25 protein-coding genes are annotated in these 26,891 nt (G+C 67.3%); 13 read left to right on the top strand and 12 right to left on the bottom strand.

Features of this window, described 5'->3' with window-relative positions:
- Window positions 1-53: 53 nt before the first annotated feature.
- The 4 genes from EB836_RS16300 to EB836_RS16315 all read right to left on the bottom strand — a co-directional run bounded on the left by EB836_RS16300 (window position 54) and on the right by EB836_RS16315 (window position 6,096).
- Window positions 54-2,579 carry an FtsX-like permease family protein gene (locus EB836_RS16300; RefSeq protein ID WP_135542276.1) on the bottom strand — a complete coding sequence of 842 codons (2,526 nt, stop codon included), beginning with the start codon at window positions 2,577-2,579 and terminating at the stop codon, window positions 54-56.
- On the bottom strand, window positions 2,576-3,481 hold the full coding sequence (locus EB836_RS16305) for an ABC transporter ATP-binding protein (protein WP_205683400.1): 906 nt from the start codon (window positions 3,479-3,481) through the stop codon (window positions 2,576-2,578). Before EB836_RS16305 ends, EB836_RS16300 begins: the two co-directional genes overlap by 4 nt.
- Window positions 3,482-3,601: 120 nt before the next feature.
- A complete protein-coding gene (locus EB836_RS16310) occupies window positions 3,602-4,375 on the bottom strand; it encodes a response regulator transcription factor (RefSeq protein WP_135542328.1) in 774 nt (257 codons plus the stop codon).
- 110 nt (window positions 4,376-4,485) lie between these two features.
- Window positions 4,486-6,096 carry a histidine kinase gene (locus EB836_RS16315; RefSeq protein WP_167854495.1) on the bottom strand — a complete coding sequence of 537 codons (1,611 nt, stop codon included), beginning with the start codon at window positions 6,094-6,096 and terminating at the stop codon, window positions 4,486-4,488.
- 259 nt (window positions 6,097-6,355) lie between these two features.
- Between EB836_RS16315 and EB836_RS16320 the strand changes: the two genes are divergently transcribed.
- The 7 genes from EB836_RS16320 (at window position 6,356) to EB836_RS16350 (ending at window position 11,425) form a co-directional block, all read left to right on the top strand.
- Window positions 6,356-6,781, top strand: coding sequence for a CrcB family protein (locus EB836_RS16320; RefSeq protein ID WP_135542282.1), 426 nt, complete (start codon window positions 6,356-6,358; stop codon window positions 6,779-6,781).
- Window positions 6,778-7,155 (top strand): fluoride efflux transporter CrcB, encoded by a 378-nt coding sequence (gene crcB / locus EB836_RS16325; protein ID WP_135542284.1) that lies wholly within the window; start codon window positions 6,778-6,780, stop codon window positions 7,153-7,155. The genes EB836_RS16320 and crcB overlap by 4 nt, the downstream gene beginning before the upstream one ends.
- A gap of 159 nt (window positions 7,156-7,314) precedes the next feature.
- Window positions 7,315-7,722 (top strand): hypothetical protein, encoded by a 408-nt coding sequence (locus tag EB836_RS18245; RefSeq protein ID WP_167854496.1) that lies wholly within the window; start codon window positions 7,315-7,317, stop codon window positions 7,720-7,722.
- Window positions 7,622-9,136 (top strand): HAMP domain-containing sensor histidine kinase, encoded by a 1,515-nt coding sequence (locus EB836_RS16335; RefSeq protein WP_167854497.1) that lies wholly within the window; start codon window positions 7,622-7,624, stop codon window positions 9,134-9,136. Before EB836_RS18245 ends, EB836_RS16335 begins: the two co-directional genes overlap by 101 nt.
- Entirely contained in the window at window positions 9,133-9,801 is a 669-nt protein-coding gene (locus EB836_RS16340; protein WP_135542288.1) for a response regulator transcription factor, read from the top strand. Before EB836_RS16335 ends, EB836_RS16340 begins: the two co-directional genes overlap by 4 nt.
- Before the next feature lie 75 nt (window positions 9,802-9,876).
- Window positions 9,877-10,524 (top strand): DUF4956 domain-containing protein, encoded by a 648-nt coding sequence (locus tag EB836_RS16345; RefSeq protein ID WP_135542290.1) that lies wholly within the window; start codon window positions 9,877-9,879, stop codon window positions 10,522-10,524.
- Window position 10,525: 1 nt separating this feature from the next.
- A complete protein-coding gene (locus EB836_RS16350; RefSeq protein WP_240690092.1) occupies window positions 10,526-11,425 on the top strand; it encodes a polyphosphate polymerase domain-containing protein in 900 nt (299 codons plus the stop codon).
- A gap of 18 nt (window positions 11,426-11,443) precedes the next feature.
- On the opposite strand, the gene EB836_RS16355 is transcribed toward EB836_RS16350, so the two are convergent.
- The 6 genes from EB836_RS16355 to EB836_RS16380 form a co-directional block, all read right to left on the bottom strand.
- Window positions 11,444-12,913, bottom strand: coding sequence for an MFS transporter (locus EB836_RS16355; protein WP_240690094.1), 1,470 nt, complete (start codon window positions 12,911-12,913; stop codon window positions 11,444-11,446).
- Between the two features lie 102 nt (window positions 12,914-13,015).
- A complete protein-coding gene (locus EB836_RS16360; protein ID WP_135542293.1) occupies window positions 13,016-13,477 on the bottom strand; it encodes a DUF3151 domain-containing protein in 462 nt (153 codons plus the stop codon).
- 83 nt (window positions 13,478-13,560) lie between these two features.
- Window positions 13,561-14,493, bottom strand: a complete 933-nt coding sequence (locus EB836_RS16365; RefSeq protein WP_135542296.1) for a hypothetical protein — start codon at window positions 14,491-14,493, stop codon at window positions 13,561-13,563.
- The gene (locus tag EB836_RS16370) at window positions 14,490-15,569 is read right to left on the bottom strand and encodes a glycosyltransferase family 2 protein (protein ID WP_135542298.1); all 1,080 of its coding nucleotides are present in this window, start codon (window positions 15,567-15,569) and stop codon (window positions 14,490-14,492) included. The genes EB836_RS16365 and EB836_RS16370 overlap by 4 nt, the downstream gene beginning before the upstream one ends.
- Before the next feature lie 118 nt (window positions 15,570-15,687).
- Window positions 15,688-16,842 (bottom strand): acyl-CoA dehydrogenase family protein, encoded by a 1,155-nt coding sequence (locus EB836_RS16375; RefSeq protein ID WP_135542301.1) that lies wholly within the window; start codon window positions 16,840-16,842, stop codon window positions 15,688-15,690.
- A gap of 91 nt (window positions 16,843-16,933) precedes the next feature.
- Window positions 16,934-17,776: a CoA transferase gene (locus EB836_RS16380; protein WP_135542303.1), complete on the bottom strand. Its 843-nt coding sequence runs from the start codon at window positions 17,774-17,776 to the stop codon at window positions 16,934-16,936.
- Window positions 17,777-17,912: 136 nt separating this feature from the next.
- On the opposite strand from EB836_RS16380, the gene EB836_RS16385 reads away from it, so the two are divergent.
- The 5 genes from EB836_RS16385 (at window position 17,913) to EB836_RS16405 (ending at window position 23,291) form a co-directional block, all read left to right on the top strand.
- On the top strand, window positions 17,913-18,605 hold the full coding sequence (locus EB836_RS16385) for a TetR/AcrR family transcriptional regulator (RefSeq protein ID WP_240690096.1): 693 nt from the start codon (window positions 17,913-17,915) through the stop codon (window positions 18,603-18,605).
- A 268-nt stretch (window positions 18,606-18,873) separates the two neighbouring features.
- Window positions 18,874-20,538 carry a sodium:solute symporter gene (locus tag EB836_RS16390; RefSeq protein WP_135542305.1) on the top strand — a complete coding sequence of 555 codons (1,665 nt, stop codon included), beginning with the start codon at window positions 18,874-18,876 and terminating at the stop codon, window positions 20,536-20,538.
- Complete coding sequence (locus tag EB836_RS16395; RefSeq protein WP_135542307.1) at window positions 20,531-21,448, top strand: dihydrodipicolinate synthase family protein; 918 nt, start codon at window positions 20,531-20,533, stop codon at window positions 21,446-21,448. The genes EB836_RS16390 and EB836_RS16395 overlap by 8 nt, the downstream gene beginning before the upstream one ends.
- A complete protein-coding gene (locus tag EB836_RS16400; RefSeq protein ID WP_240690099.1) occupies window positions 21,445-22,605 on the top strand; it encodes an ROK family protein in 1,161 nt (386 codons plus the stop codon). Before EB836_RS16395 ends, EB836_RS16400 begins: the two co-directional genes overlap by 4 nt.
- Complete coding sequence (locus EB836_RS16405) at window positions 22,605-23,291, top strand: N-acetylmannosamine-6-phosphate 2-epimerase (RefSeq protein WP_135542309.1); 687 nt, start codon at window positions 22,605-22,607, stop codon at window positions 23,289-23,291. The genes EB836_RS16400 and EB836_RS16405 overlap by 1 nt, the downstream gene beginning before the upstream one ends.
- Before the next feature lie 94 nt (window positions 23,292-23,385).
- On the opposite strand, the gene nagB is transcribed toward EB836_RS16405, so the two are convergent.
- Together nagB and EB836_RS16415 are read right to left on the bottom strand one after the other, a co-directional pair.
- Window positions 23,386-24,168, bottom strand: coding sequence for a glucosamine-6-phosphate deaminase (gene nagB, locus EB836_RS16410; RefSeq protein WP_135542312.1), 783 nt, complete (start codon window positions 24,166-24,168; stop codon window positions 23,386-23,388).
- 88 nt (window positions 24,169-24,256) lie between these two features.
- Entirely contained in the window at window positions 24,257-24,955 is a 699-nt protein-coding gene (locus tag EB836_RS16415; RefSeq protein ID WP_135542315.1) for a GntR family transcriptional regulator, read from the bottom strand.
- Window positions 24,956-25,398: 443 nt separating this feature from the next.
- On the opposite strand from EB836_RS16415, the gene EB836_RS16420 reads away from it, so the two are divergent.
- Entirely contained in the window at window positions 25,399-26,646 is a 1,248-nt protein-coding gene (locus tag EB836_RS16420) for an SPFH domain-containing protein (RefSeq protein ID WP_135542318.1), read from the top strand.
- Window positions 26,647-26,891: the final 245 nt, after the last annotated feature.

Below are 26,891 nucleotides of genomic sequence, written 5' to 3' on the forward strand. Positions count from 1 at the left end.
GCGCGCCGCGACCCCGACTTCGATGGGGCCGCGGCGCGCAGTGCATCCGGCGCTCACTCCATGCTCATGCCCTTGGCCGGGACGATCCGCGACATGGCGCGGGCCGGAATCGCGGAGGCCAGCACGGCGGCGAGGATCGCGGCGGCGGCAATGAGACCGAGCTGCCCGCCCGGAACGTTGAGCACCGGGGAGCTCGATTCCGGGGTGATCGAGGCCGTTCCCACCCAGCCGAAGAACGTGCCCACCGCTCCGCCGAAGACCAGGGCGATGACCGTCATCAGCAGGGACTCGATCGTGATCATCCGCGACATCGACCGACGCGTGAAGCCGAGCGCCCGCAGCAGGGCACCTTCCCTCCTCCGGTCGATCACCGAAAGGGTCAGTGTGTTGCTCACACCGATCACCGCGATGATCACCGCGGCGGCCAGCAGTCCGAGCACCACCGTCAGCGCCACCTGGAACATCGAAGCGAACTCCGCCCGGGTCTGGGCGGGATCGGCATCGGCCTGCGCCCCAGCGCTCTCGAGTTCCGAGGTCAGCGCCTCGATCTGTGAGCCGGAGGCATCATCGGCGATCTTCACCCAGGTCTGTGATTCGGCGTCGCCACCGGCGGCCTTGACGATCCGCGCCTCGTCGGCCCCACTGACCAGTGCTGTTCCGAGGGGAACGTTGTAGGAGCCGACGGCCTTGAGTGAGACCGTGTCCCCGCCGACGTCGACGGTCACCGTCTTGCCGTCGATGTCCTCAGTCCCCTCGTCGAGGCCGATGCTCGAGGGGTCGATGAGCACGGTTCCCTCGTCGACGTCGTAGCCGTCGCTGCGCATGACCGGGGAGTCTGCGGCATCCTCGGCGCTGGCCACGGCCAGATCGCCCGAACCGCCCAGCCCGTCGATGCTCACCGAGGCGGCCGGTGCGGGAACCTCGACACGGTCCTCAACGATCGAGGCGTCGTCGAGGGACGACGTCACCGTGTCCGCGGACCCGGAGACGACGAGGTCGACGGGCGTGTCCTCGGCGGTGGCGAGCTCGAGCGTGCGCTGCAGGCTCGCCGAACCGACGACCACGGCCGTGACCAGGGTGATGCCGATGAGCAGCGCCCCCGTCGTCGAGGCGGTGCGACCACCCGCCGAGCTGGCCGAACGTCCTGCCAGCTTCACCGTCGGCGAGCGCCGGGCCACCACGGCGACCACCCGGGCCAGGGCTGCCACCAGCGGCGGCACGAAGGCGCGAGCGCCGATGAGCAGGGCCACGAAGAGTCCGAAGCAGCCGAGGATGCCGAGGACCACGGACTGACCGGAGGCACCGAGCAGGCAGACGGCGACCCCGACCGCACCGAGCACGAGGGCGATCGTCGCCCGCACCCAACGGAAGCGGGGAGCCGCGGCCGGGACGTCGACGGGACGCAGCGCCTCGATGGGAGAGACCCTCGAGGAGCGCAGCGCCGGGATGAGTCCGGCGGCCACCGTGACGAGGATGCCGACCGCCGGCCCGGTGATGAGCGCCGCCGGCGAAAAGGACATCTGTGCGAACTCGGGCATCCAGAACGCCCGCGCGGCCGCGGCCAGCCCCCAGCCGAGGAGCAGACCGAGTCCGATGCCGAACGCCGACCCGACGATGCCGAGCGTGAGGCTCTCGAGCACCGCGGCCCCGCGCACATGGGACCGTGAGGCGCCGACGGCGCGGAAGAGGGCGAGCACCCGTGTTCGGGAGGCGACGAGCACATTGAAGGTGTTCGAGATGACGAGGGCGGCCACGCCGGCGGCGAGGAGGCCGAAGGCAATGCCGACGGTCGAGAGCATGTCGGAGGAGTCGGACATGGATTCGAGCTGCTCCTCGACGACCTGATCGACGGTCTTGACCTCGACCGCGTCGCCGGCTCCGGAGCGGTCGACGGCGGCGGTGACCGCCTCGGCGAGCTGTTCGCGGTCGGTTCCGCTGTCGGCGACGACGCGGATGGCGTCGGGGGCGAGCTCGGCCGGTGCGGCCGTCAGTCCGGCGTCGGTGAGGTAGAGCGTCAGCCCCGCGGAGGTGGAGGATCCCGCGGCGATGCCTGTGACGGTGAAGCTCGGTCCCTCGTCTCCGCCGCGGCCGGAACCGTCGAAGTCGCTGAGGCTGAGTTCATCGCCGACCGAGACTCCGAGAGTCTTCGCATCGGCCTCGCCCAGCATGAGTTCGTCATCGGCGCTGGGCTCCGACCCTTTGAGGACCTCGTCCTGACCCTGCGGGAGGTTCGTCACCCGACCCGTGACCTCGGCGCTGTCGGAGGACACGGAGACGTAGCCGGTCTGCGTGAGTTGGGCGCTGGAGGCGCCGTCGACCGCGGAGACGGTCTTCGTCAGCGATTCGTCGAGCGAGGCGGAGCCGTCGGCGACGTCTGCGGGGTCCGAGGCCTCGGTTTCGGTGACGGCGACGTCGGCGCCGGACCATTCGGCGCGGACTTGGTTGCGGAGCGTGTCGCCGAACGCCTGCGAGAACAGGAGGGCGGCGACGATGAAGGCCACGGACACGGCGATGGCGATCATCGCGGCGAAGAGTCGGCCCGAGGAGCTGCGGAGGTTCGACCATGCGATGCGGATCATCGGGCACCTCCGAAGGTCGTCGCGTCGGCGGCCGTTCCTGCCGGTCCGGCGGCGTGCGAGCCGGAGGTGCCGGTGCCGGAGGTGCCAGAGCGTGCGGCGCCGGAGCCTGAGGTGCCGGCGGCCGCGGTGACGTTCATCAGCGCGGTGGCCACCGATTCGGGGTCGGGCTGGGACAGTTCCCCGGCGAGGCGACCGTCGGCGAGGAGGACGACACGGTCGGCGCGGGCGGCCGCGCGGGGGTCGTGGGTGACCATGACGACGGTCTGCCCCAGTTCGTCGACGGAGGAGCGGAGGATGCTCAGCACCTCTTCGCCCGCGTTCGAGTCGAGGTTGCCCGTCGGCTCATCGGCGACGATGACGTCCGGTTGGGACACGAGTGCGCGGGCGACGGCGACGCGCTGCTGCTGTCCGCCGGAGAGCTCGTGGGGACGGTGTTTGAGGCGTTCGCCGAGCCCGAGGAGGTCGACCATGCGGCGGAAGACCTGCCGGTCCGGCTTCTTCCCGGACAGCTGGGAGGGCAGCAGGATGTTCTCTTCGGCGTTCATCGACGGCACGAGGTTGAAGGACTGGAAGACGAAGCCGATGCGGTCGCGGCGGATCGCCGTGAGCTTCCGGTCGCTCAGCTTCGAGATCGGGGTCTCGCCGATGATCACTTCGCCCGAATCGGGAGTGTCGAGGCCGGCGAGCATATTCAGCAACGTCGATTTTCCGGAACCGGAGGGTCCCATGATGGCGGTGAAGCGCCCGGCCTCGATGTCGATGCTCAGGTCGTCGAGGGGGCGGACGCTCGCGTCCCCCTCACCGTAGGTCTTCATCAGGGAGATGGCCTGGATGGCCAGCCTCGGTGCCGGGTAGGGGGTCTGGGCCGGTCGGGGGTCTGTGTGTGTCGGTGAGGAATTCATGACTCCAGCTTCGTCGCCCGCCCCACCTGGGCACATCGGACCGGAGGATGGTCTTCGCCGAGGTGGTGGCCGACTCGGCGGGGCCGGGTCATACCTGGGGATGAGTGCCGAAGTCGGTGTTCAGCTTCCCGGCGCGACGAGGCCGGCCTCGTAGGCGAGGACGACGGCCTGCACTCGATCGCGGACCTCGAGTTTCATGAGGATGCGACCGACGTGGGTCTTGACCGTCGGCTGGGCGAGGAAGAGCCGCTCACCGATCTCGGTGTTGCTCAGCCCCTTGGCGATGAGGGTGAGCACCTCCCGCTCCCGCGGTGTCAGCGATTCGAGGCGCCGGACCTCGTCCGCATCGAGCAGGTTCTGCGCGGGCAGGTTCTGTGCAGGAAGATTCTGTGCCGGCATCGGGGACTGTGATGAGTCCGCCGAGGTGGCCGTGAGCGAAGCGTCCTGCCCCGCGCCGAGGTGGGGCAGGATTTCGCTGTCGAGCAGGCGTCGCGTGGTGGTGGGGGCGATGACCGCTCCCCCGTCGACGACGGTGCGGATCGAGTCGAGGAGCACCTCGGGGAGGGTGTCCTTGAGGAGGAACCCCGAGGCTCCTGCCCGCAGGGCACGCAGGGCGTACTCATCGTCGTCGAAGGTGGTGAGGACGATGATCTTCGGGGTGCGGATGTGGCCTTCGTCGGCGAGAGCCAGGATCTGCTCGGTGGCGTCGATGCCGTCGAGGCGGGGCATCCTCACGTCCATGAGCACGACATCGGGCTGAACCTGGCGGACCGTGTCGAGTCCGGCGATGCCGTCACCGGCCTGCCCGGCCACGCTCATATCCGTTTGGGAGTCGATGACCATGGCGAAGCCGGCCCGCACGAGTGCCTGGTCGTCGACGAGGACGACTCGCAGCAGATCAGGGTGGTGGGGGTCCCGGGCGTCGTGGGAATCACGGACGTCTCGGGAGTTCCGGGCGTCTCGACATCCTTGGACGGATTCGGTGTCCTGACCTCTGCCGGCGGTCACCGGCTGTTCCCCTCAGCGGAGTTCGCCTCTGAGACGCGGTCGTTCGTCTCCGAGGCGCGGTCGTTCAGTGCCGGGGCGCGATCGCTCGTCTCCGAGGAGCGGCTGCTCGTTTCCGAGGTCCGGCTGCTCGTCTCCGCGGCGCGGTCGCTCACCTCGGAAGTCCGGTTGCTCGGTTCCGCACCGTCGGTGCCGGCCTCCAGGCCAGCGCCGACGGCGCCCGCACGGCGGCTCAGCGGGAAGCGCGCTTCGACGAGGAAACCGGTCGCGGTGCCGAAGGCACTGTCGGGGATCTTGCCATCGGTGACTCCCCTCGACCGGATCGCCCGTGCCGTCAGAGTTCCTCCGTAGAGGGCGGCGCGTTCCTTCATGCCGACGATGCCGTGCCCGCGGGCGCGGATGCCCCCGTCCTGGTCGGAAGTGCCGCTGTGCGCATTCGCTTGGGAGGGACCACCAGCACCGTCATCGCTGATGCGGGTGACGAGTTCGCCACCGTCGACCTGCAGCGACACATGTGCCCTAACACCGCTGCCGGCGTGTTTGAGCACATTCGTCAGGGCCTCCTGGACGATGCGATAGACCGCGAGCGCGGCACCATCGGGCAGCAGCTCCTCCTCGAAGCTGTCGACACCCGTGATCGAGACGGGCAGTCCGGCCGATCGCACATCGGCGATGAGCGTCCTGATGTCCGCAATTCCCGGCAGCGGTGCCGCCGAGCGGGCGTCGTCATCGTCGGAACGAAGGAAGCCGAGGAGCGAGCGGGTCTGTGCGAGAGCATCGCGTCCGGTGTGGGCGATCGTCTCGAGGACCTCGACGGCCGCGTTCGGGTCGGCCTTCGCCGCGTAGCGTCCGCCGTCGGCCTGGGCGATGATGACCGAGAGCGAATGGGCGATGACGTCGTGCATCTCGCGGGCGATCCGCATCCGCTCGGCATCGGCGGCGAGCCGGGTCTCGGATTCGCGTTCCCGTTCGAGCAGGCGGTTGCGCTCCCAGATGCCTTCGACCTCCCGACGGCGGCGGTAGCCGACATCGCCGAGGAGCCAGGCGATGAGGACGATCGCGGCGCAGAGGGCCACGATCGTGGCGATGAGCAGATACTCCCCGAGCTCCAAGGGGTGCGAGTCCGGTCCGATCGTCGCCTGCAGGGAGACGAGATAGAACCATCCGCCGAACAGCAGCGCCCCGACGAGGCCGAGGCAGAGCGCGATCCGACCGTGGGTGCGGGTGCCCCAGGCGGTCGTCGAGTAGACGGTGAGCGGAACGGCGACGATGCCGAAGTTCGGTCCGATCATCGTGAGCACGCTGAGCAGGCAGCCGAATGCAATGACCATCGTGCTCAGCAGCGGTGTCGTCCGGCGCAGGGCCAGCGGCGCGGTCTGGAGCAGGGCGATCGCGGCGTGGACGGGCACCGGCATGGATGTCAGGGTGTTCGGCTTGGCCGTGCCGACGGCGGAGATGACGGCCAAGGATGCGAGCGGAAGTGCCCAGAGCAGGGAGTCGGCGATCCATGGGCGTGCGGCGAGGTAGCCGCGCACGCGGTCGAACCGATCGGGGTCTCCCAGCCGCAGTTCACTCGCGCGGGCGGGTGCCCTCGATTCTCGGTTGCTCATGGGGCTCATGCTAGTGCGAGCCCCGAGGTGCCCGCATCATACCCAGGACTGATGCCCCTGCCCGAGCGCCTCGGCACAGCCCCACGGTCCCGAGAGCCACCGGCGGCCTATGGCAGAATGGGGGCGACGCCCACGCGTCACGGCGGTGGGGCTCGCCGTACCCAACCTCGGGTTCCTGATTCCGCATCTCGGATATCGGGCTGCCGACAACAGTCCCTACCTCGACCGGCGTCAGCATGCCCGAAAGGTAGGAGTATCCATGGCCGAAATCCGCCCCCTCCATCTGCGTCTGCCCTCTCTGGGGCTGGCCGTCATCGGCGGCAGCCTCGGCACCGCCGCCCGGGAGGCGATCGGCCTCGTCGTGGCCGACCGGGCGGGGATTCCGGTGGCGATCCTCGGGATCAACCTCCTCGGCGCGTTCTGCCTCGGCCTCCTCCTGTCCGGTCTGTCCCGGCTCGGCCCCGATGCGGGACTGCGGCGGACGGTCCGGATCATGGTCGGCACGGGCTTCATGGGCGGGTTCACGACCTACAGTGCGCTGGCCACGGATACGGCGAGCCTCCTCGGCGATGGTCGGATCGGGGCGGGGCTGGCCTACGGTCTGGGCACCGTCGTCATCGGCGGGCTCGCCACCTGGGCCGGGATCGCGGTCGCGTCAACACGAGCGAACAGGGGCGTCCGGTGAGCGCGCCGCTCTTCATCGTCATCGCCGTGGCCGGGGGCCTCGGCGCCGCGGTGCGCATGCTCTTCGACGGCGCCTACAAGGCGTGGAGCCCACGGTCGACGCCGTGGAGCACGCTGCTCATCAACGTCTCCGGCTCGCTCGTCCTCGGGGGCCTCACCGGCCTGGCCGGGGCGAACCTGCTGCCGGAGGGCTGGCATCTCGTGCTCGGAACCGGATTCCTTGGCGGGTATACGACGTTCTCGACCGCCAGTTTCGAGACCATCAGCCTCATCGAGGAACGCAGATGGGGCTCGAGCCTGCTCAGCGGGCTCGGCACGCTCGTCCTCGCCACCGCCGCGGCCGGATTCGGCCTGTGGGTCGGCGGACTGTTCTGACACCGTCCGAGCACGGCGATGCCCGGCGCACCTGCTGCTCCCCGGCTCATCCGCCGCACCTGCTGTTCCTCGGCTCACTCGCCGCCTTCGAGCACCGGATGAGAGCATTCTCATCGCTTCACCCGGCACACCGCGCGCCGGTTCGACCATACTGGTGGCATGGGGCGATTCGGTTGGTTGATGGGCATCGGCACGGTGGTGCTCGCCGCGCTCGCATGGTTCGCTCTCGAACAGTCGATCGACGACGACGGCACCGAGCTCGGCCCGCCCGTCATCGTCCCCTCCGACACCTCGGCGCCGGGTCCCGGCTCCGACGACCCGTCGACCGAACCGACTCTCGAACCGTCGACCGAGCCCTCCACCGGGCCGAGTTCGCCGTCCTCCGATCGTCCCGGAGGCGCCGACCGCATCACTCCCGCCCCACCGCGTTCGGCCGGCGACGATGACGACCTCGACGATGACGACGATGAGCTCGACGACGATGACGACGACCTCGATGACGACGATGCCGACGATGCGGACGACGCCGACGACGATGATGATGATGACGACGATGACGACGACTGATCGGCGTGAGGGAATCACCGCCCGCACCCGGATTCTGGCCTGGATCATGCTCGTGCTCACCGTCGCGGTCTCCATCATCGTCGTGACCACGGCTCGGGCCGAGCTCGCGGGGGTCCGCGCCCATGCCGATGCCGAACTCGAACACGAGGTCGCGAAGTTCCGTGAGTTCGCGTCCAAACCCGACCCGACCGACGGCCACCCCTATGCCTCGGTGCGGGCGCTCATGACGAGTCATCTGCAGAACAACCTGCCCGAGCACACGGAGACCTTCTTCTCCATCATCGACGGCAAAGAGGACCAACGCAGCGCCGACACCCCACCGCTGCGCCTCGATCAGGATGCCCAGTTCGTCGCCGCCGCGGCGAAGGCGAAGACCCCGACATCCGGGGAGCTGAAGACCGCGGCCGGGCCCGTCGCCTATGCGGTCGTCCCCGTCGAGATCGAAGGGCAGCCGCAGCATGCTCAGCTCGTCGTCATCGAGTTTCTCGCCGACGACCTCGACGAGGCGTGGACGACGATCTGGACGATGATCTGGGTGGCCGTAGTCGCGCTCATCGCCGCCGGACTCCTCGGCTGGGTTGTCGCCGGGCGGGTCCTCGAACCCATCAGGCGTCTGCGGGAGACCGCCGCGGGCATCGGTGAGGACGAACTCGATCGCCGCATCGAGGTCACCGGCAATGACGACGTCGCCCAGCTCAGTCTCACCTTCAACCGGATGCTCGACCGGCTCGAGGCGGCTTTCGAGGGCCAACGCCAGCTGCTCGACGATGCCGGCCACGAGCTGCGGACCCCGATCACGGTCGTGCGCGGCCATCTTCAGGTCATGGGCGATGATCCCGTGGACCGGCAGAACACCTTGGAACTCGTCGACGACGAGCTCCAGCGGATGTCCCGCCTCGTCGACGATCTCGTCATGCTTGCCCGCAGCGAACGACCGGACTTCCTCGACCGCACGAACACCGACCTCATGGACCTCGTCATCAGCAGCTTCTCGAAGGCCAGCGCATTGGCCCCGCGCAACTGGATCATCGACGCAGCACCCGAGGGCTTCGGCCTCGTCGACGATGAGCGCCTCACGCAGGCGCTGCTCCAATTGGCCGCGAACGCCGTCGACCACACGACGCCCGAGGACACCATCGCCTTCGGAGGCCGCCTCGACGAGCACAGTGTGCACCTGTGGGTCCGTGACACCGGGGCCGGCATCGCCGCCTCGGACCAGCAGCGCATCTTCGACCGCTTCGCCACGGCGTCGACGAGCCGTGGCGGTCGCAAGGGCACGGGGCTGGGTCTGACGATCGTCGACCGCATCGCCCGCGCCCATGACGGTAATGTGAGCGTGAGGTCCGCTGCCGGCCAAGGCGCCCTGTTCACTCTCACCCTGCCGTGGCACCGCACAGAAGGAGACAGCCGTTGACACGCATTCTCATCGTCGAGGACGAGGACCGCATCTCTTCGTTCGTCGCCAAGGGGCTCGCCGCCGAAGGCTTCGCCACCGAGGTCGCCGATGACGGACATATGGCCGTCGAGTTCGTCCGCAGCGGCGGTTTCGACCTCGTCATCCTCGACCTGGGGCTGCCCGGCCTCGACGGCTTCAGCGTGCTGCGGATGATCCGCGCCGAACGTCATGACCTGCCCGTCATCATCCTCACCGCCCGCGAGTCCATCGAGGACACCGTGGCCGGGCTGTCGGGCGGGGCCGATGACTATATGCGCAAACCCTTCGCCTTCGATGAGCTCCTGGCCCGGGTGCGGCTCCGGCTGCGACCGGCCGAGGCGCAGGAGGCCACGGTGCTGCGCGCCGGTGACGTCGCCGTGGACATCCGCACCCGCCGGGCCCTGGTCGGGGATCAGGCGATCGAGTTGAGTTCGCGGGAGTTCACGCTCCTCGAGGTCTTCCTCAAGCATCCGGATCAAGTGCTCAGTCGCGCCCAGCTGCTCAGCCGTGTGTGGGGGCTCGACTTCGATCCCGGTTCGAATGTCGTCGATGTCTATGTCCGCTACCTGCGGGAGAAGCTGGGTCGGGACGCGATCGAGACCGTCCGCGGGGTCGGCTACCGGCTACGTGTGCCGAAGATGTGAAGACTCTCATCTTCTCCTCATCATCATCTTAATCTCGGCTAGCAATGTGGTGAATGAACACATCAAGGAGGAAACATGTCATTCGCCATTGCTCTGGCCACCGATCTCATCGCGATCTTCGTGCTCGCCTACGTTCTGTACTTCCGCCGGCATCGCCGTCGCGATCTGCTGCTGTCCTATGTTGCGCTCAACATCGGCGTCGTCGCGGTCACCTCGGCGCTGGGTTCGGTCGAGGTCGGCGTCGGTCTGGGCATGGGCCTGTTCGGCATCCTCTCGATCATCCGTCTGCGCTCGGATCAGATCACGCAGCAGGAGATCGCCTACTACTTCACCGCCCTGGCCCTCGGTCTGCTCGCCGGTCTGCACCCGGAGCCGATGTGGCTGACCCCGCTGCTGTCGCTGCTGGTCATCCTCGCCATCGCGATCCTCGACAGCCCGCTGGTCGCGTCGTCGACGCACCGTCACACCTTCACCGTCGACCGTGCGATCACCGACCGCAACGAGCTCATCGCCTATCTCAAGGACGTCTTCGCCGCCGAGACCGTGCGCGTCGAAGTCCTCGACATCGATATGGTCCGCGACACCACGCTCGTCGATGTCCGCTACACCGCCAAGCCTGCCCGCAAGTCCGCCACGACCACCCGCGCCGAGGCGGCCGCCGATTCCCAGCGAACCGGAGCCGTGGCATGGATGCCGGATTCGACCACGTCCGAGGTGCGCTGAGATGCGCACATTGACCGAATCCGAACACGAGACCGGAATCGGGGTCACGCCCGAGACACCGACCGACACCGTGCTCGAGACCGGGATCAACGCCGGGGTCGACACCGGGATCCAGACCGGCGCGGTGCCCGCGGATCTAGCGGCCATCGACGCCCAGTTGGCGGGCATGGAGCCGATCAGCCTCGACGAGCTCAACGCTCAGGCTCGGCTGATGACGCGTGTGGACCGGAAGTACTTCGTGCCGCGGGAGCTGTTCCTGCAGCTGCTCACCGCCACCGAGGATGACTTCAAGGTCCTCGAGATCGCTGGGAAGCATCGTTTCGAGTACCGGACCGTGTACTTCGATACTCCCGAATTCCGGTTCTTCCGCGATCATGTGCAGGGCCGGCGCCAACGGTTCAAGGTCCGCACCCGCACGTATGTCGACTCCGGTACCAGCCACCTCGAAGTGAAGTCGAAGGGATACCGAGGGCAGACGGTCAAGCAGCGCATCGCCCACCCGTTCGATCGGCCCCTGGAGCTGACCGGAAGCGGACAGAACTTCGTCGATTCCGTCCTCGACACGAGGACCGAGGCCTCGGCCCGACCGCGGTACACCGCCGCGGATCTCACTCCGGTGCTCGAGACCGTCTACGATCGGGTGACACTCACTCACGATCACCAACGGCTGACCTGCGATCTCGATATCGAGGCCCGCAACGGCAGACGGTCCCATGGCGGGCCGCGCGATGTGCTCGTCGAGACGAAGAGCGCCGGCGGAGTGAGCATCTGGGACGATCTGCTCCAGCAGGCAGGCATCCGCGAACACAAGGTGAGCAAGTACTGCGTCGGTGCCTCGCTGCTCAACCCCGAGCTGCCGGCCAACCCGTGGAACAGGACGATCCGTCGCTACTTCCGGTGACGACGCCGTCCTGTCGCCTTACGCTCGCACGGGCTCGTTCTCCCGCCGGTCCTTCTTCCGCCCGCGGGCCAGGTCGATGATGCCGATGACTCCGGCGAAGACGATGACCAGGGCGATGAACCCGAAACCGGCGACGATGGCCGCGCCGTACCCGGCCAGCGGCTGGACGACGAAGAACACGGCGGTGACGATCGCGATGCCGATGGCCGTACCCACCCGCTGCCCGGTCTGCATCACGCCGCCGGAGCTGCCCGCGTAGTCGACGGGGACCTCGGCGAGCGTGAGCGTCTGATTCGGGCTGATCGCCATGCCCTGCCCGAGGCCGGTGATCCCGAGCGTGAGCAGCAGCCACCAGATGCTGACTCCCCAGGACTCGTGGGCCAGCACGAGGAGCGCCGAGGCGACGACCCCGGTGAGACCGATTCCGACCCCGAGGACGACCATCTTCCGTCCGAAGGTGAGCACGACACGGCCGGCGGCCTGTGCGGCGATGGCCGAGAGCAGCGCCGAAGGCAGACCGATGAGGCCGGCATGGAGGGCGGGGAACCCGAGACCGTTCTGCAGGTAGAGCGCCACGATGACCCAGATGCCGGGCATACCGACGAAATACATGGACGTCAGCGAGGCCCCATAGGCGAAGCTGCGTGTCCGGAACAGCTGCATGTCGACCATCGGTGATCCGCCTCGGCGGGCATACCGGTTCTCCCAGCGCACCCAGAAGACGACGATGAGCGCACCGACGGGCACGAGAGCGTAGATCCAGGCTCCTGCGCTGCGCTCGAGGAAGGGGAGCATGATGAGCAGAGTGCCGACGGCAAGCAGCACGAGGCCGACCGGGTCGAAGTCCGCGCGCTTGCGGGTGTGCGGTTCGGTCTCGGTGCCGGACCCGACCCACGCACTCTTCGGCAGCCAGAAGCGGCCGAGGATGATCGCGGCCAGAGCGATCGGGACGTTGATGAGGAACGCCGAACGCCAACCCCACTCCTCGCCGAGCACAGCGATGAGCCCACCGCCGAGGACGGGTCCGATGCCCACGGAGACGCCGACGATCGTGCCGAACATCCCGAAGGCGCGACCGCGCACCTTGCCGTGGAAGTACTGCTGGAGCATCCCCACACCCTGCGGGCTGAGCAGCCCGGAGCCCACGCCCATGACGACGCGGGCGATGTTGAGGATCAGCGGGTCGGGCGAGAGCCCGGCGATGAGGGATCCGAGCGCGAAGACGCTGACGCCGAGGACGAAGAGCCTGCCCCGGCCGAAGAGGTCACCGGCACGGCCCGCCGCGACGAGGAACACCCCGAAGGCCAGCGTGTAGCCGGAGAGCACCCATTGGATCGCCGAGTTCGAGGCGCCGATCGAGCGCTGCATATCGGGCAGGATGACGTTGACGATCGAGACGCTCAGCAGCGACATGAACATCGGGACGAGCATCACTGCAAGGATCTTGCGCTGCTCAGCTGTCATGACCGTCTCGGAAGTATTACCCATTCATATAGTTCTACGCCGCCCCACCGACAAGCACAATCGGTCTCCGTGGTGCGTTTGCTCACGCGCCACGGAGACCGATGTGTCCGACGGGGTCGGGCGGGCCTACTCCCCCTTGCCGATGGCTTCGGCGGCGCTCGGGTCAGACGAGCGGAGGAATTCCTCAATGCGCGCGGCTTCTTCGCCTTCGCCGATCGCACCGGCGGCACGGCCGAGCGCGTAGAGGGCGCGGAGGAATCCGCGGTTGACTTCGTGCGAGTACGGGATCGGGCCGGCGCCGCGCCATCCGGCGGCGCGCAGGGCGTCGAGTCCGCGGTGGTAACCGACGCGGGCGTAGGCATAGGCGTCGACGAGGCGACCCTCCTGGTGGGCTTCATCGGCGAGTTCGGCCCAGGCCAGGGAGGAGGCCGGCAGCGCTGCGGCGACGTCGATGGGTTCCTCACCGGCGTCGATGCGCTTCTTCGCGTCCACATCCGGGTGATCCTCAGGCAGGTAGGTCGGCTGCGGTCCGAGCTGGCTCGCGTCCAGGTTGCCGATGTGTGAGGGGTTTCCGATGGGCTGTGTCATGGCGTCTCCTTCTTCGTCAGGGTGTCATCGTCGGGGTTGTCAACGGCAATGCGCCGAGGCGGCTGTCCGCCCCAGCTGCACGTTCAGTCGGACTTCACTTCGGAGGGCAGAACCTTGTATGGGTTCGTGCTCAGGGCGCCGACGGCACCGGCATCGGCGAGAGTCTCGAGTTCCTTCTTGTCCTTGACTCCGGTCACCCATACGGCGAGGTCCGATTCGGTCCAGTCCGCCGCCGCGTCTGCTTTCACCGCCACTGCGGTGTAGCCGGCCGGGCCGAGGTCCTCGGGTGAGCTTCCGGAGTAGTCTCCGGTGAACATCGCATCGACACCGGCATCGGCGGCGGCACGGGCCACCTCGGCGTCATCGGTGCGCACAATCGTCGATTCCTCGAGCCCCGCCTCGGTGATGGTCTTCAAGGCCGGTTCGGCCACCTCGGCGGAATCGATGGCGGGCAGGAAGACGGTGTCGCCGCCGACCTCGCCGACGAGGTCATCCCAGGTGATGGTCTCGCCGGCCTGCGTGTCCTTGCGCGGAGGCGTGATCGAGGCATCACGGAATTCGTCGACGGTGATCTCGTCGAGGTCCTTCTTCAGGCCCATCTGCTCGGTCGCCGTCTCGGGGTTCGCGGCGACGATCGTCCCGTCGCCCAGCGCGGTCAGGGTCGGGGCGGGCAGGTAACCGAACTTCACGTTCTCGGTGAAGGCGATCTTCGAGTTCGCCGGGTACACCGCGGATCCGCCGTCGAGCGCGGCGACGGCCGGCGGGTTGAGGGAATCGACGGTGAGCTGGTCCTTCGAGCCGAAGACGTTGAAGAGGAACACGCCGAGAACGAGGAGGACGACGATTCCGCCGGCCCACAGGGGTGCGTAGAACTTCTTCGGCTCCGGCCGATCCGGCACGGGGGTGCGCTCATTGGATTCGGGATCGACGGCCGGCAGCGGGTCGGTGAGGCCACGGCCGTAGCGGTCCTTGTCGATTCCGCTGCGCTGCTTCCTGCTCGGCTTCTTCTTGCTCATCGGCTGCTGTCCTCCGTCGTGCCGGCCCCGGTGACCAGGCCCTTGAGGAATCCGGCACCCCAGCACAGGTGCATGGTCGGCAGGACGATGCCGAACCAGAACCGTTCCCTGCGGCCGCAGTCCTTCGCCGCCGAGGCGGTTGCCAGGATGCCGGCGATGTAGCCGAAGCTCGGCACGTGGATCAGGGAGGTGAAACGGCGGAGGAACTTCGGCCACTTCTTCGTCGTGCCGCTGAGCTGGAGCAGGGTTTCGAGGACCGCCGCCCCCATGCCGAGCACGAGCACCGGCGGGGCGAAGTAGCGGATCGAGTTCTGCCCGCCGTAGCGGCGGATGAGTTCGGCCCGCCAGATTCCCGTCGCCCAGAACTGCTGGGCGATCTTCGACCAGGTTCCGCGCGGCCAGTAGGTCACCTGCATGTCCGGGTTGAACCAGATGCGGCCGCCGGCGGTGCGGATGCGCAGGTTGAGTTCCCAGTCCTGGCCGCGTTTGATGCCTTCGTCGAAGCCTTCGAGGGTTTCGAAGACCTCACGTCGGTAGACGCCGAGGTACGCGGATTCGGCTTCCTGGGCTTCGTCGCCGGAATGGTAGGCGGGCCCGCCGAGTCCGACCGGGGACATGTAGGCACGGGCCACGGCTTTCTGGAAGGCGGTCTTGCCGCGGGCAAGCATGAGTCCGCCGCAGTTCGCGGCTCTGGTCTCGCGCAGGGTGTCGATGGCCTGCTGTGTGTATTCGGGGTTGAGGCCGGAGTGCGCGTCGACGCGGATGATGACCTCGTGACGGGTCGCGGCGAAGGCGAGATTGAGCCCGATGGGCGTCGCGGCCTGCGGGTTGTCGACCGTCTGGATGCGCGGATCGGCGGCGGCCATCTGCTCGATGATGGCGTTCGTGTCGTCGGTCGAGGGTCCGAGCGCGAGGACGACTTCCTTGTCCCCGTCGTAGTCCTGGGACAGGATCGTCGTGATCGCCTGCCGGATGTGCTCGGCCTCGTTGAGCACCGGCATGATGTAGGAGACGCCGGGCTTCTCGGGCAGCGGCGGCAGCCCGTCCGGGGTCAGGATCTCAAGTACTTTCGACACGCCTTCAATCTTCCCATATCCCCGCCCTTCCGGCCTTGAGGGGGCACACAGGCAGATCCCCTCGCCGAGGCGGCCCGATCACAGCCCGCGGGCGATGGTCACTACTCGCGATTGCCGATCACAGTCCGCGGGCGATGAGTTCCTTCATGATCTCGTTCGTGCCGCCGTAGATCTTCTGCACGCGCGAATCGGCGTAGAGGCGGGCGATCGGGTACTCGAGCATGTATCCGTACCCGCCGAAGATCTGCAGGCAGCGGTCGACGACGCGGTTCTGGGCGTCCGTGACCCAGTACTTTCCGGCCGAGGCCCGTTCGGTCGTCAGCGTTCCCTCGATGTGTTCGCTGGTGAGATGGTCGACGAAGGTGCGCACGGACAGCGCTTCCGTCGCACATTCGGCGAGGACGAACTTCGTGTTCTGGAAGTCGAGGATGGACCGACCGAAGGCCTCGCGGTCCTTCGCGTAGGCGACCGCCTCGCGGACGGCGAACTCCGCGGTCGCCGCACCTCCGACGGCGATGGCCAGACGCTCCTGCGGCAGCTGCTGCATGAGTTGGAGGAAGCCGCGACCCTCCGTCCCGCCGAGGACGTTCTCGGCCGGGACTCGCATGTCCTCGAAGAACAGCTCGCGGGTGTCCTGCCCGTGCAGGCCGACCTTGTCGAGTACGCGGCCGCGGGAGAACCCGGGCAGGTCGGCCACCTCGGCGACGATGAGCGAGAGCCCCTTCGCCCCGGGCTCATCGCTTGTGCGCGCCACGATGATGACGAGGTCGGCGTGGGTGCCGTTGGTGATGAACGTCTTCGCCCCGTTGATGACGTAGTCGTCGCCGTCGCGCACGGCCCGGGTCTTCACGCTCTGCAGGTCGGAGCCGGTGCCGGGTTCGGTCATCGCGATGGCCGAGACGAGCTCGCCCGTGGCCATACGCGGCAGCCACCTCTGCTTCTGCTCCTCGGTGCCGAAGGCGTTGATGTAGTGGGCGTTGATCGTCGAGTGGACACTGTTGCCCCACGCGGTGTCGCCGACGAATCCCTGCTCCTGGAGGAGGACGGCTTCATGAGCGAAGGTGCCGCCTCCGCCGCCGTACTCCTCGGGAATCGACACGCACAGCAGACCGGCGTCTCCGGCGCGGTTCCACAATTCGCGATCGACCTGCTTCTGCTCGGCGAAGCGGGCTTCGTTCGGCACGATCTCCTTGGCGATGAATCCGCGCGCCAGATCACGCAGATCATCTGTTTCCTGGGTCTCCCACGCGCCGCGGTATCCGTCGAGAATCATTGCTTCGTCTCCTGTCTGTGGTGTGCTGTCGTCTCTTCGAGTGGCCGTTGTGGCCGAGCCGGTGCTTGGGCGAATCCGAGCTGCCGGGGCCTCAGCCCAGCGCGACCTTCTCGATCGGCAGATCATGTTCGTCGGCGAACGCCATCCAATGCGCGGTGGACTCGACGACGAAGGCCCGCTCGAGCTCCTCATGATCGGATCCGAGCAGCGACGCCAGGGCCTTCGCGAAATGCGGTTCGAGGCAGGCCACCGCGACATGTCCGTCGGCCGTGGCATACGTCCGATACACGGGCAGTCCCCCGCCGAGGATGGCCCCCGGTGAGCTCAATCCGTGCCGTGCCGGTCCTGCCGCCCATCCGGCCGCCTCGTCGAGGACGACGCGTTCGACGATTCCGCCGGCGTCCTGACCGGAGGCGCGTTTGGCTTCGAGCCGCCGCAGTCCGGCCAGCGCCCGCAGCGCGGCGTGCTCACCGCCGAGGACATCGGCGACCGGCACGGTGGGCATGGTTCCAGGGACGAGGGTGGAATGCGCGGCCTGATAGGTGAGGTCGTGTCCGGGCACATCGGCGCGGTCGCCGGCGAACCCGACGATCTCGACGTGGACGAGCCCATGCTTGTCCACGAGCTGAGGCAGTCCGAGCGCGGCTGCGGCCCGTGGCCGCATGGAGGTGAGCAGGATGTCGGCGCCGGCCACGAGCGTCTCGAGTTCCTTGACTCCCACCGCCTCCTTGAGATCGATGGTGCGGATCTCCTGCCCTGCGGTCAGTTCACCGTAGTACTCGGGGACCGTCTGATCGAGGGGGTCACCGCTCGGAGGCTCAACCTTGATGACATCGGCACCGAGAGCGCTCAGCCGCGCGGCGGCAAGCGGCCCCGGCAGATTGATCGCGAGCGAGATCACCGTGATTCCGGCGAGTGGATCGTGGTCAGTCATCCAGAGCCCTTCAGTCGAATCCGTTCCGCGCTTTTGAATGAATGTATAGGATATTGAAAGAACGTTCAATACTTTCACGGCAGATCGAGGCCGGAAGAGGTCTGCGAGAATGGACGCCGACGACAGGGGTGAAGACATGAGTATGCCGCCGCATCCGGGCAGCAGAGACGCTGACGCCGATTCCGAATTCCCCGATTCGGCGACCCCTCCCACGCAAGCGGCAGCGGCTCCCACGCAAGCCGACCCCGCGACAGCGGACCTGACCAGCCGCGCCCGCATCCGCAATGCCGCCCTGCATCAGTTCGCGAGCTTCGGCTTCGCCGGGACCCCTTTGCGCGCCATCGCCGCCGAGGCGGGTGTGGCGATCGGACTGATCTCCCACCACTTCGGGTCCAAAGACGGGCTGCGTGAGGCCGTGGAGAGCTGGATCGTCGACCTGTTCGAGTCCGCGATCGCCGGCGCCGATGCCGCCGCGCACGATTCCGTGGCGGGGGCAGCCGGCCGAGACGCAGCTGTGGCGCGCATGCTGGAGCAGAATCCGCTGATCGTCAGCTATCTGCGTCGCGAGCTCCTCGAAGATCCCGAGTCCCGCACTCTCATCACTCGCCTCTCCCGGCTCTCACGTCAGAGCGTCGACTCGATGCGCTCGAGTGGGCTCGCCTCGACGGATCGCGATCGCGTCGAGCAGGTCGTCACCGTCATGGTCCGCCAGATGGGCCGACTCTTCCTCCAGCCCTTCGTCGATCAGATCGTCGACTCGTTCCCCGCGGACGAACGCCCGCAGACGAAGCCGGAACTGACCATCGACGTCCACGTCCCCCACGACTGAGCACACCCGCACACCGCCAGGACGTCACGGCTGAGCAGACTCGCACCCCACCAGGGTCTCCACGACTGAGCAACTCGCGCCTCATCAGGACCTCCACGGCACGATCGCCCGGTGCGCCTTCCTGCGAAACCGAGCTGCCACCTCGGCGAGGGTTGTGCCGTACCGCACATTCCCGTAGATTCATAACATAGGACATCAGACGTCCTATGTGTCAGTCGGGACTCGACGCTCTCACCGGTCCCCTACGAACTTCACGTGAGGAGGGAGCATGGACGCTCCGGGACTCGGCGGCCTCAACTGGGCCGTGATCATCATCTACCTCTTGGCCACCCTCGGTATCGGGGTCTGGTTCACCCGGCGAGCCAGCGGAGGAACAGAGGAGTTCTTCAAGGCCAGCGGACGGATCCCGGCATGGGCGGCAGGTTTCTCGATCTATGCGACGACGCTGTCGGCGATCACCTACATGTCCACGCCCGAGCAGGCCTTTCTCGCCGACTGGTCCTATGCGGCCGGCAATATCGCGATCTTCGCGATCGTCCCGCTGCTGGTGATCTTCTACATCCCCTTCTTCCGCAAGCTCGATGTCACCACGGCCTATGAGTATCTCGAGGAGCGCTTCGGTCCAAGCATCCGCGTGATCGGTTCGGTTCTCTTCGTCCTCTTCCATATCGGCCGCGTCGCCATCGTCATCTACCTGCCGACCTTGGCCATCAGCTCGGTCACCGACATCAACCCAGCGCTGGTCGCCGGAGCCGTCGGCGTGCTCTCGGTCGTCTACACCTTCCTCGGCGGCATCGAAGGCGTCATCTGGTCCGACGTCGTCCAAGGCATCATCCTCCTCGTCGGCGCCGCCGTCATCCTCGTCTTCGGCATCATGGCCCTCGACGGGGGCCTGGCCACCGTGGTCACTGACGCCGCCGCCAACGACAAGTTCATCTCCGCAGACAACTGGAAGTTCGGCGGAGCCGCCGCGGCGATCCCGATCGTCTTCCTCGGCTCAGTCTTCAACAACCTGCATCAGTACACGGCCAGCCAGGACGTCGTCCAGCGTTACCAGACCACGGATTCGCCGAAGTCGACAGCACGTTCGCTCATCGTCAACGGCTTCCTCGCCCTGCTGACGATCCCCCTGTTCTACGGGATCGGCACCGTTCTCTTCAGCTTCTACAAGCATTCGCAGGCCCTGCCCGAGGGGTTCAACACCTCGGCGCTCGTGCCGTACTTCGCGGTCACCGCGCTGCCGGCAGGAGTCTCCGGACTGCTCATCGCCGCGATCTTCGCCGCCGCACAGTCGACGATCTCCTCGAGCCTCAATTCGATCTCCGCATGCGTGACCGTGGACATCCGCGACCGCTTCTTCCCACCCAAGACCGGCCAGGCCCGCACCGGCGTCGGCTTCTCCCGCGCCGTCATCGTCATCGTCGGCGCCCTGTCCGTGTCCGTCGCGCTCTACCTCTCGGCAACCGATCAGGCCCAGACCTGGGATCTCTTCCTGTCCATCACCGGGCTCTTCGGCGTCCCGCTCGCCGGCGTCTTCGCACTCGGCATCTTCACCAAACGCGCGAATACCTCCGGTGTGCTCGCCGGGCTCGTCGTCGGTGCAGGACTGGCTTGGTTCGTCCAGGAGCGGGCCGGACTGACCCCGTTTGCGGTCTCCACGGTCGCCTTCATCGGCGCTATGATCTTCGGCTACCTCATCTCGCTGCTCACCGGCACCTTCGGCCGCCGCAGCGGCCACGATGTGCTGCCGCTGACGATCTACGCCAAGCGCGCCGCCTACACCCGCAGGGTCCCCACCAACCCCGTCGAGGCGGTCGCCGCCTCCGCGGCCACCGCGAACTCGGCCCCGTCGATCGGATCGCATCCGACCGATTCGAGGGCCGCCTCGACGGCAGTCAAAACGAACGACAAGCAAGGACACGACCATGACTGACTTCCACGGAATCATCCCCCCGCTGCTCACCCCGCGCACCGCGGGCGGCGACATCGACCGGGCGGGACTCGCCGCCCTCGTCGATCACCTCATCGCCGGCGGCGTGCACGGCATCTTCGTGCTCGGATCCTCGGGCGAGGTCCCCTACCTCTCCAACGCCGAACGTGACCTCGTGCTCGAAACCGCACTCGAGGCCGCGGCCGGGCGGGTGCCCGTGCTCGTGGGCATCAGCGAACAGACGACGGTCCGCGTACTCGAGGAAGCCGACCGGCTGCTGGCCATCGGCGGGGACGCCGCCGTCGTGACGACTCCGTTCTACGCGCTGTCCGACGCCGCCGAAGTCGAGCGCCATCTGCGGGCAATCGCCGCCCATGTCAGCGTGCCGGTCTTCGCCTACGACGTGCCCGTGCGCACGCATATGAAGATGCCGCTCGACGTCCTCGTCCGTCTCGCCGAGGAAGGCGTCATCGCCGGAGTCAAGGACTCCTCCGGTGACGACGTGGGCTTCCGTCGCCTGCTGCTGGCGACGAAGCACCTGCCGGACTTTGCCGTGTTCACCGGACACGAGGTCGTCACCGACGGGGCCATGCTCGGCGGTGCGGCGGGAATCGTCCCCGGCCTCGGCAACGTCGACCCCGCCGGCTACGTGCGCATCTTCGACGCGGCGAAGTCCGGCGACTGGTCGACCGTGGCCGCCGAGCAGGATCGTGTGGCCCGACTCTTCGACATCACCGGTGCGGCGACCCCGGGGCGGGTGTCGGCCGGCGCAGCGGGTCTCGGCGGGTTCAAAACCGCGCTGCAGCTCATGGGCGTCATCTCCTCGAACACGATGGCCGAGCCGATGGAGTCGCTCAATGCCGCAGAGACTGAGAAGGTCCGCATGCTCGTCAGCGCCGCAGGGCTGCTGTGACTCTGCCCGCCACCGTCGCCGTCGACATCGGAGGCACGAAGATCCGTGCCGGCTCCGTCATCGGCGGTGTGCTCAGGCATGTGCGCGGCGCGCCGACGCCTGCAGCCGAGGGGGCGGCGGCGGTGCTCGACACCGTCGCCGAGGTGGTCGCCGCCGTCATCGCGGAAGCGCAGGCTTCCCGTGCGGCCGACTCGGCCGCCGGCAGCGGGCTGGCCGATGCGGGCTCCGTCGGTGGCGACTCGGCCCGTGTGGCACGCTCTTCGGTCAACCTCGACTGGCGGATCGGCGTTGCTTCGGCCGGGGTGATCAACCCTGCGACCGGTGTTGTGGTCTCGGCGACGGAGTCGTTGGCCGGCTGGGCCGGCACCGAGCTGACCGCCGAGCTCGAATCCCGCACGGGACAGCCGGTGCGGGCCGTCAACGATGTCCACGCCCATGCCCTCGGTGAGGCTGCTGCCGGCGCCTCCCGCGGCATGAGCAGTTCGCTGCTCGTCGCGGCCGGGACCGGCATCGGCGGCGGGGCCATCATCAGCGGGAGTCTGCTCACCGGTCGGAATTCGGCAGCCGGACATATCGGGCATGTGCCATCTTCGGCCGCGGCCGGGCTGCTCTGCCCGTGCGGCGGGACCGGGCACCTCGAAGCGATCGCTTCGGGCCCGGCGATCCTCGCCACCTATCAGCGACTCCTGCGAGGCGACGACTCACCGGCCTCACCGGCCTCGGCGGCAGTTGCGGCCTCCGGTCCCTCCTCCCCTGCTTCCGCCCACAACCCGGCTGGAATTCCTTCACCGTCCGTCCCTGCCAGCACTCGCGAATTGGCGGCGGCCGCCTCGGCGGGAGATACACTTGCCGTGTGTGCCTTCGACACGGGCGCACGAGCCTTGGGCGCGGCGCTCGGCGGGATCGTCAATGTCCTCTCCCCCGAGGTCGTCGTCATCGGCGGCGGCCTCGCCGATATGGACGACACGTGGTGGGCACCCCTACGCGAGGCCATGACCGTCGAGCTCATCCCCGCCACCGCCGAGATCGAGCTGCGGAAAGCAGAGTTGGGGCAGGATGCCGCCCTCATCGGCGCGGCCGGGCTGTGGGGTGCTGGACCGATCCCGCAGCACACCGAACGAGTCCCACGGAGCGACGAGAAGGAAGAGACTCACTGATGCTGTCGAAGATCGAGATCCTCGATACGCTGCGCGGACGACTCATCGTGTCCGTGCAGGCCTATCCGGGTGAGCCGATGCGGAATCCGACCACGATGGCGCAGATCGCGGCCTCAGCGGTGGCCGGCGGTGCGACGGCCGTACGGGTGCAGGGTCTCGGCGACATTCAGGCCTCCCGCTCAGCCGTCGAGGTGCCCGTCATCGGGCTGTGGAAGGACGGCAGGGACGGGGTCGTCATCACCCCGACGTTCCAGCACGCCTATGCCGTGGCGCTGGCCGGTTCCCACATCGTCGCCATCGACGGAACCCGGCGGGAACGGCCGGACGGGCTGAGCCTGGTCGAGACTGTCTCACGTCTCCACGAACAGACGAACGCCCTGGTCATGGCCGATTGCGGCAGTTTCGACGATGCTTGCGCCGCGGCTGAGGCCGGCGCCGACATCGTCGGCACCACCTTGGCAGGATACTCGGGCGAGCGCGTACCGAGCGACGGCCCCGACCTCGAACTCATCAGCGAGATCCGTTCCGCCGAGCTGCCTGCGATGCTCGTCGCCGAAGGCCGGATCCACACCCCCGCCCATGCCGCGGCCGCGCATGAAGCCGGCGCCGATGCGGTCGTCGTGGGAACCGCGATCACTCACCCCACCACGATCACCTCATGGTTCGCCGAGGCGCTCGAAAGCTGAGCGGAAAGGGCTGAGCGTAGAAGGCTGAGCGGAGAATTCTGACCGGGGTCAGGGCTCTCACAGGCTCTGCCGAGCGGTCGAAGGCCGGCCCTGTTCAGAGATTCTGCCAGGCAGGCTTGCTCTCGTACGCGTGGCGATAGTAGTCGCCGAGCTGCAGCCGCGAGGCCGCGGCGTCGTCGAGCATCACCGTAACGTGCTGATGCATCTGCAGTACGGTCGCCGGCCACATCGCCGAGATCGGCCCCTCGACCATCTGATGCACGGCCTCGGCCTTGTTCCCGCCGGTGGCGATGAGCATGAGGTGCTTGGCCTCCATGATCGTCCCCATCCCCTGCGTCAGGCACAGCTTCGGCACCTGCTCGACATCGCCGTCGAAGAACCGCGCATTGTCGACCCGCGTCTGATTCGTCAGTGACTTCACCCGCGTCCGCGAAGCCAGTGAGGATCCGGGTTCGTTGAACGCGACGTGGCCGTCGGTGCCGATGCCCAGGATCTGCAGGTCGATTCCGCCAGCCTCGGCGATCATCCGTTCATAATCCGCCGAGGCGGCCGCCAAGTCATCTGCGGTTCCGTCGGGACCGTGGACTGCCCCCTCGGCGAAGTCGACGCGGGTTGCGATCTCCGTATCGATGACATTGCGGTAGCGCTCCGGGTGGTCAGCGGCGATGCCGACGTATTCGTCGAGCATGAACGCCTGGGCGTGGGCGAAGGACAGGCCCTCACTGTCGTGGCGCCGAGCCAGCTCATCGTAGATGCGCAGCGGACTCGATCCGGTCGCGAGCCCGAGGACCGGCGCGGTCTGCTCGCGCAGCAGACACTCGATCGCGTCCGCGGCCAGCCCGGCCAGCGTGTGCTCATCAGCGATGACAACTTCCATGAGGTCTCCTTCGGTTTCGGCATCCGCTGCGATGTCGTGAGTCTGCTTCGACGTCTTCGCCCGAGTACAGTTCTATGTCCTCAGTCAATCACTTCTTCTCGAGGGCGCGCATGATCGGCTCGTAGTGGGCAGTGATCGCGGCGCGGAAGGCCTCGGCGTCCCCGGATTCCGCCGCGGAAAGCATGAGTCCGTGCGCTTCCGCCGTCTGCTTCAGATCAGCGGCCACCGCAACGTTGAGCTTCGGCAGCACTGCGGTGTGGACGTCCCAGAACGCTGCGACGAGTTGGCCGACGAGCGAGTTGCTCAGCTGAGCGAGCAGCCCTGTGTGGAAGGCGCGATCCTGGTGCGGGAAAGTCTTGCCTGCGTCGGCCAGCGCGGTCATCTCATCGACCAGGGCCCGCAGATCCGGATTCGAAGTTCCCCGCATGGCGTTGACGATCTGCTCGGACATTCCATGGTCGAGGGCCTTGCGGACCTCGACGACATCGCGCAGCGCGTCGAGGTCGTCACCGGGGCTGAGCACTCCGCGGAAGACGAGGGCTTCGACAAGTGCCTCGAGGGTCATCTCGCCGACGTAGGTGCCGTGCCCGTGGCGGACGTCGACGATGTCGAGGGTGGAGAGTTTGCGGATGGCTTCGCGCACGTTCGATCGAGAGACACCGAGGCGGGAACACAGCTCGCCTTCGGTGGGCAGGAGGTCCCCGGGGCTCAGTCCGTCTGAGAGGATGAGATCCTTGATCCTGTCGGAGGTCGTCACCTTCCGATCGCCCGCTGTCGCCTCCGTCATGAGCACCTTCTGCCGTTGGTTCTTTGCCGAGCCTCCAGTATACGTCTGACATCAGATGTGTTGGCGGTCTGTTTCACATTCGATACGGTCGGCCGTCCCATTGTCGATCCGCCTCCGCCCGGCCGCGTCGGCAGACCGACTCATGGTGTCCTTGCCGCCCGGCCGCGCCGGCAGACCGACACCTGGTGTCCTTGCCGCCCGGCAGGTCGACACCTGGTGTCCTTGCCGCCCGGCAGGTCGACACCTGGTGTCCTTGCCGCCCGGCAGACCGACACCTGGTGCCCTTGCCGGCAGCCTTGCCGAGTCCGCTGCCTGCTCTGTCATCTGCGCATTGCCCTGTCATATACGTCGTGCCTTGTCATATACGTGGCCAGAGATGACAACTAGGGTGGTAGACATCAGCGGTCGCCGTGCGGCCGACAATCACGACGCAAGGAGCACTCATGACTGGAGCGGCGGTTTTCATCACCGTAGTCATCGTCATCGTCGTCATCGCCATTCTGCTGTTCGGGAAGCTGCGAACAAGCATGTTCTTCACGGTGAAGACGCAGGAGAACGTCGTCGTCGAGCGGTTCGGCAAGTTCAAGAAGGTCGCGAGGCCGGGACTGAACACGAAGGTGCCGTTCATCGAAACGACGAGCAAGCCGATCTCGCTGCGGGTCCAACAGCTCGAGGTCAACATCGAGTCGAAGACGAAGGACAACGTCTTCGTCACCGTTCCGGTCGCGGTCCAGTACGTCGTCGAAGAGGACAATGTCGCCGACGCCTACTACCGCCTGGCGAACTCCGAGGAGCAGATCCGCTCGTATGTCTTCGACACGGTCCGCTCGGCACTGTCGGGACTGACCCTGGACACCGCGTTCGAGTCGAAGGACGACATCGCTGAGAACGTCGAGCGCCGTCTGTCCGAGTCGATGAAGCGCTACGGCTTCAAGATCGTGAGCACTCTGGTCACGGACATCACCCCGGATCCGCGGGTGCGCGAATCGATGAACTCGATCAACGCCGCCCAGCGCGACAAGGTCGCAGCGCAGTCCCTGGCCGAGGCCGACAAGATCAAGCGCGTGACTCAGGCACAGGCCGAATCGGAGGCGATGCGTCTGCACGGTGAGGGTGTGGCCGCTCAGCGCAAGGCGATTGCCAACGGCATCGCCGAGCAGTACGCGCTGCTGCAGGAGGTCGGCATCGACCGCACCGCCGAGCAGCTGCTGATGATGACCCAGTACTTCGACACGATGCAGAACGTCGCACAGGAGGGCCGGTCGAACGTGCTGTTCATGCCTTCGAACCCGGGCGGCCTGGGTGAGATGGGCCAGGAGATCAGGACCGCCCTGTTCACCGCCAACGCCGCCCAGGACGGTTCGCACCTGCCGGCGCCGACCAACCGCAACGACTCGGACAATCGCTCACACCGCAGCTCCGAAGCAGACTCCGGGCGCAGCCACGATGGCGGCGCAGGAGGCAACTCCGGCGGCCATTCCGGGCAGGGTTCCGGACCGTCCACGGACCAGGGCTCGGCTCAGGGCCAGGGCTACGGTCCAGGCGCCGGGCAAGGCTACGGGCAGGATTCCGGACAGGGCTACGGTCAAGGTGGAGTTCCTCCGCAGCCGAACACACCCCCGAACTCACCGGTCCAGGCCGCCGCTCAGCAGTGGCTGAACCGCAAACGCGGTCAGAACCCTCAGCAGTAGAACCAAGCCGGCCCCACCTCGGCGCACGGTGCATTCCCACCAAGGAGATCAGTTCCTTCAGAATGGGCGGATGAAAACGCTTTTCATCCGCCCATTTCAGTCTCAGAAAACCCTTAACCGGCTCATCGTAATTGAGAGTGTAGAACCGGTCTGAAGCCACCGGACTCGAGCAGACACCTCGCGATGTAATGCGTGAGGTTGCGGAATCCCAGCGCGGACCCGCGTAGATGCTCGAGTCTGCCGTT

The sequence above is a fragment of the Brevibacterium sp. S111 genome, from assembly GCF_004745075.1.
Classification (GTDB): Bacteria; Actinomycetota; Actinomycetes; order Actinomycetales; family Brevibacteriaceae; genus Brevibacterium.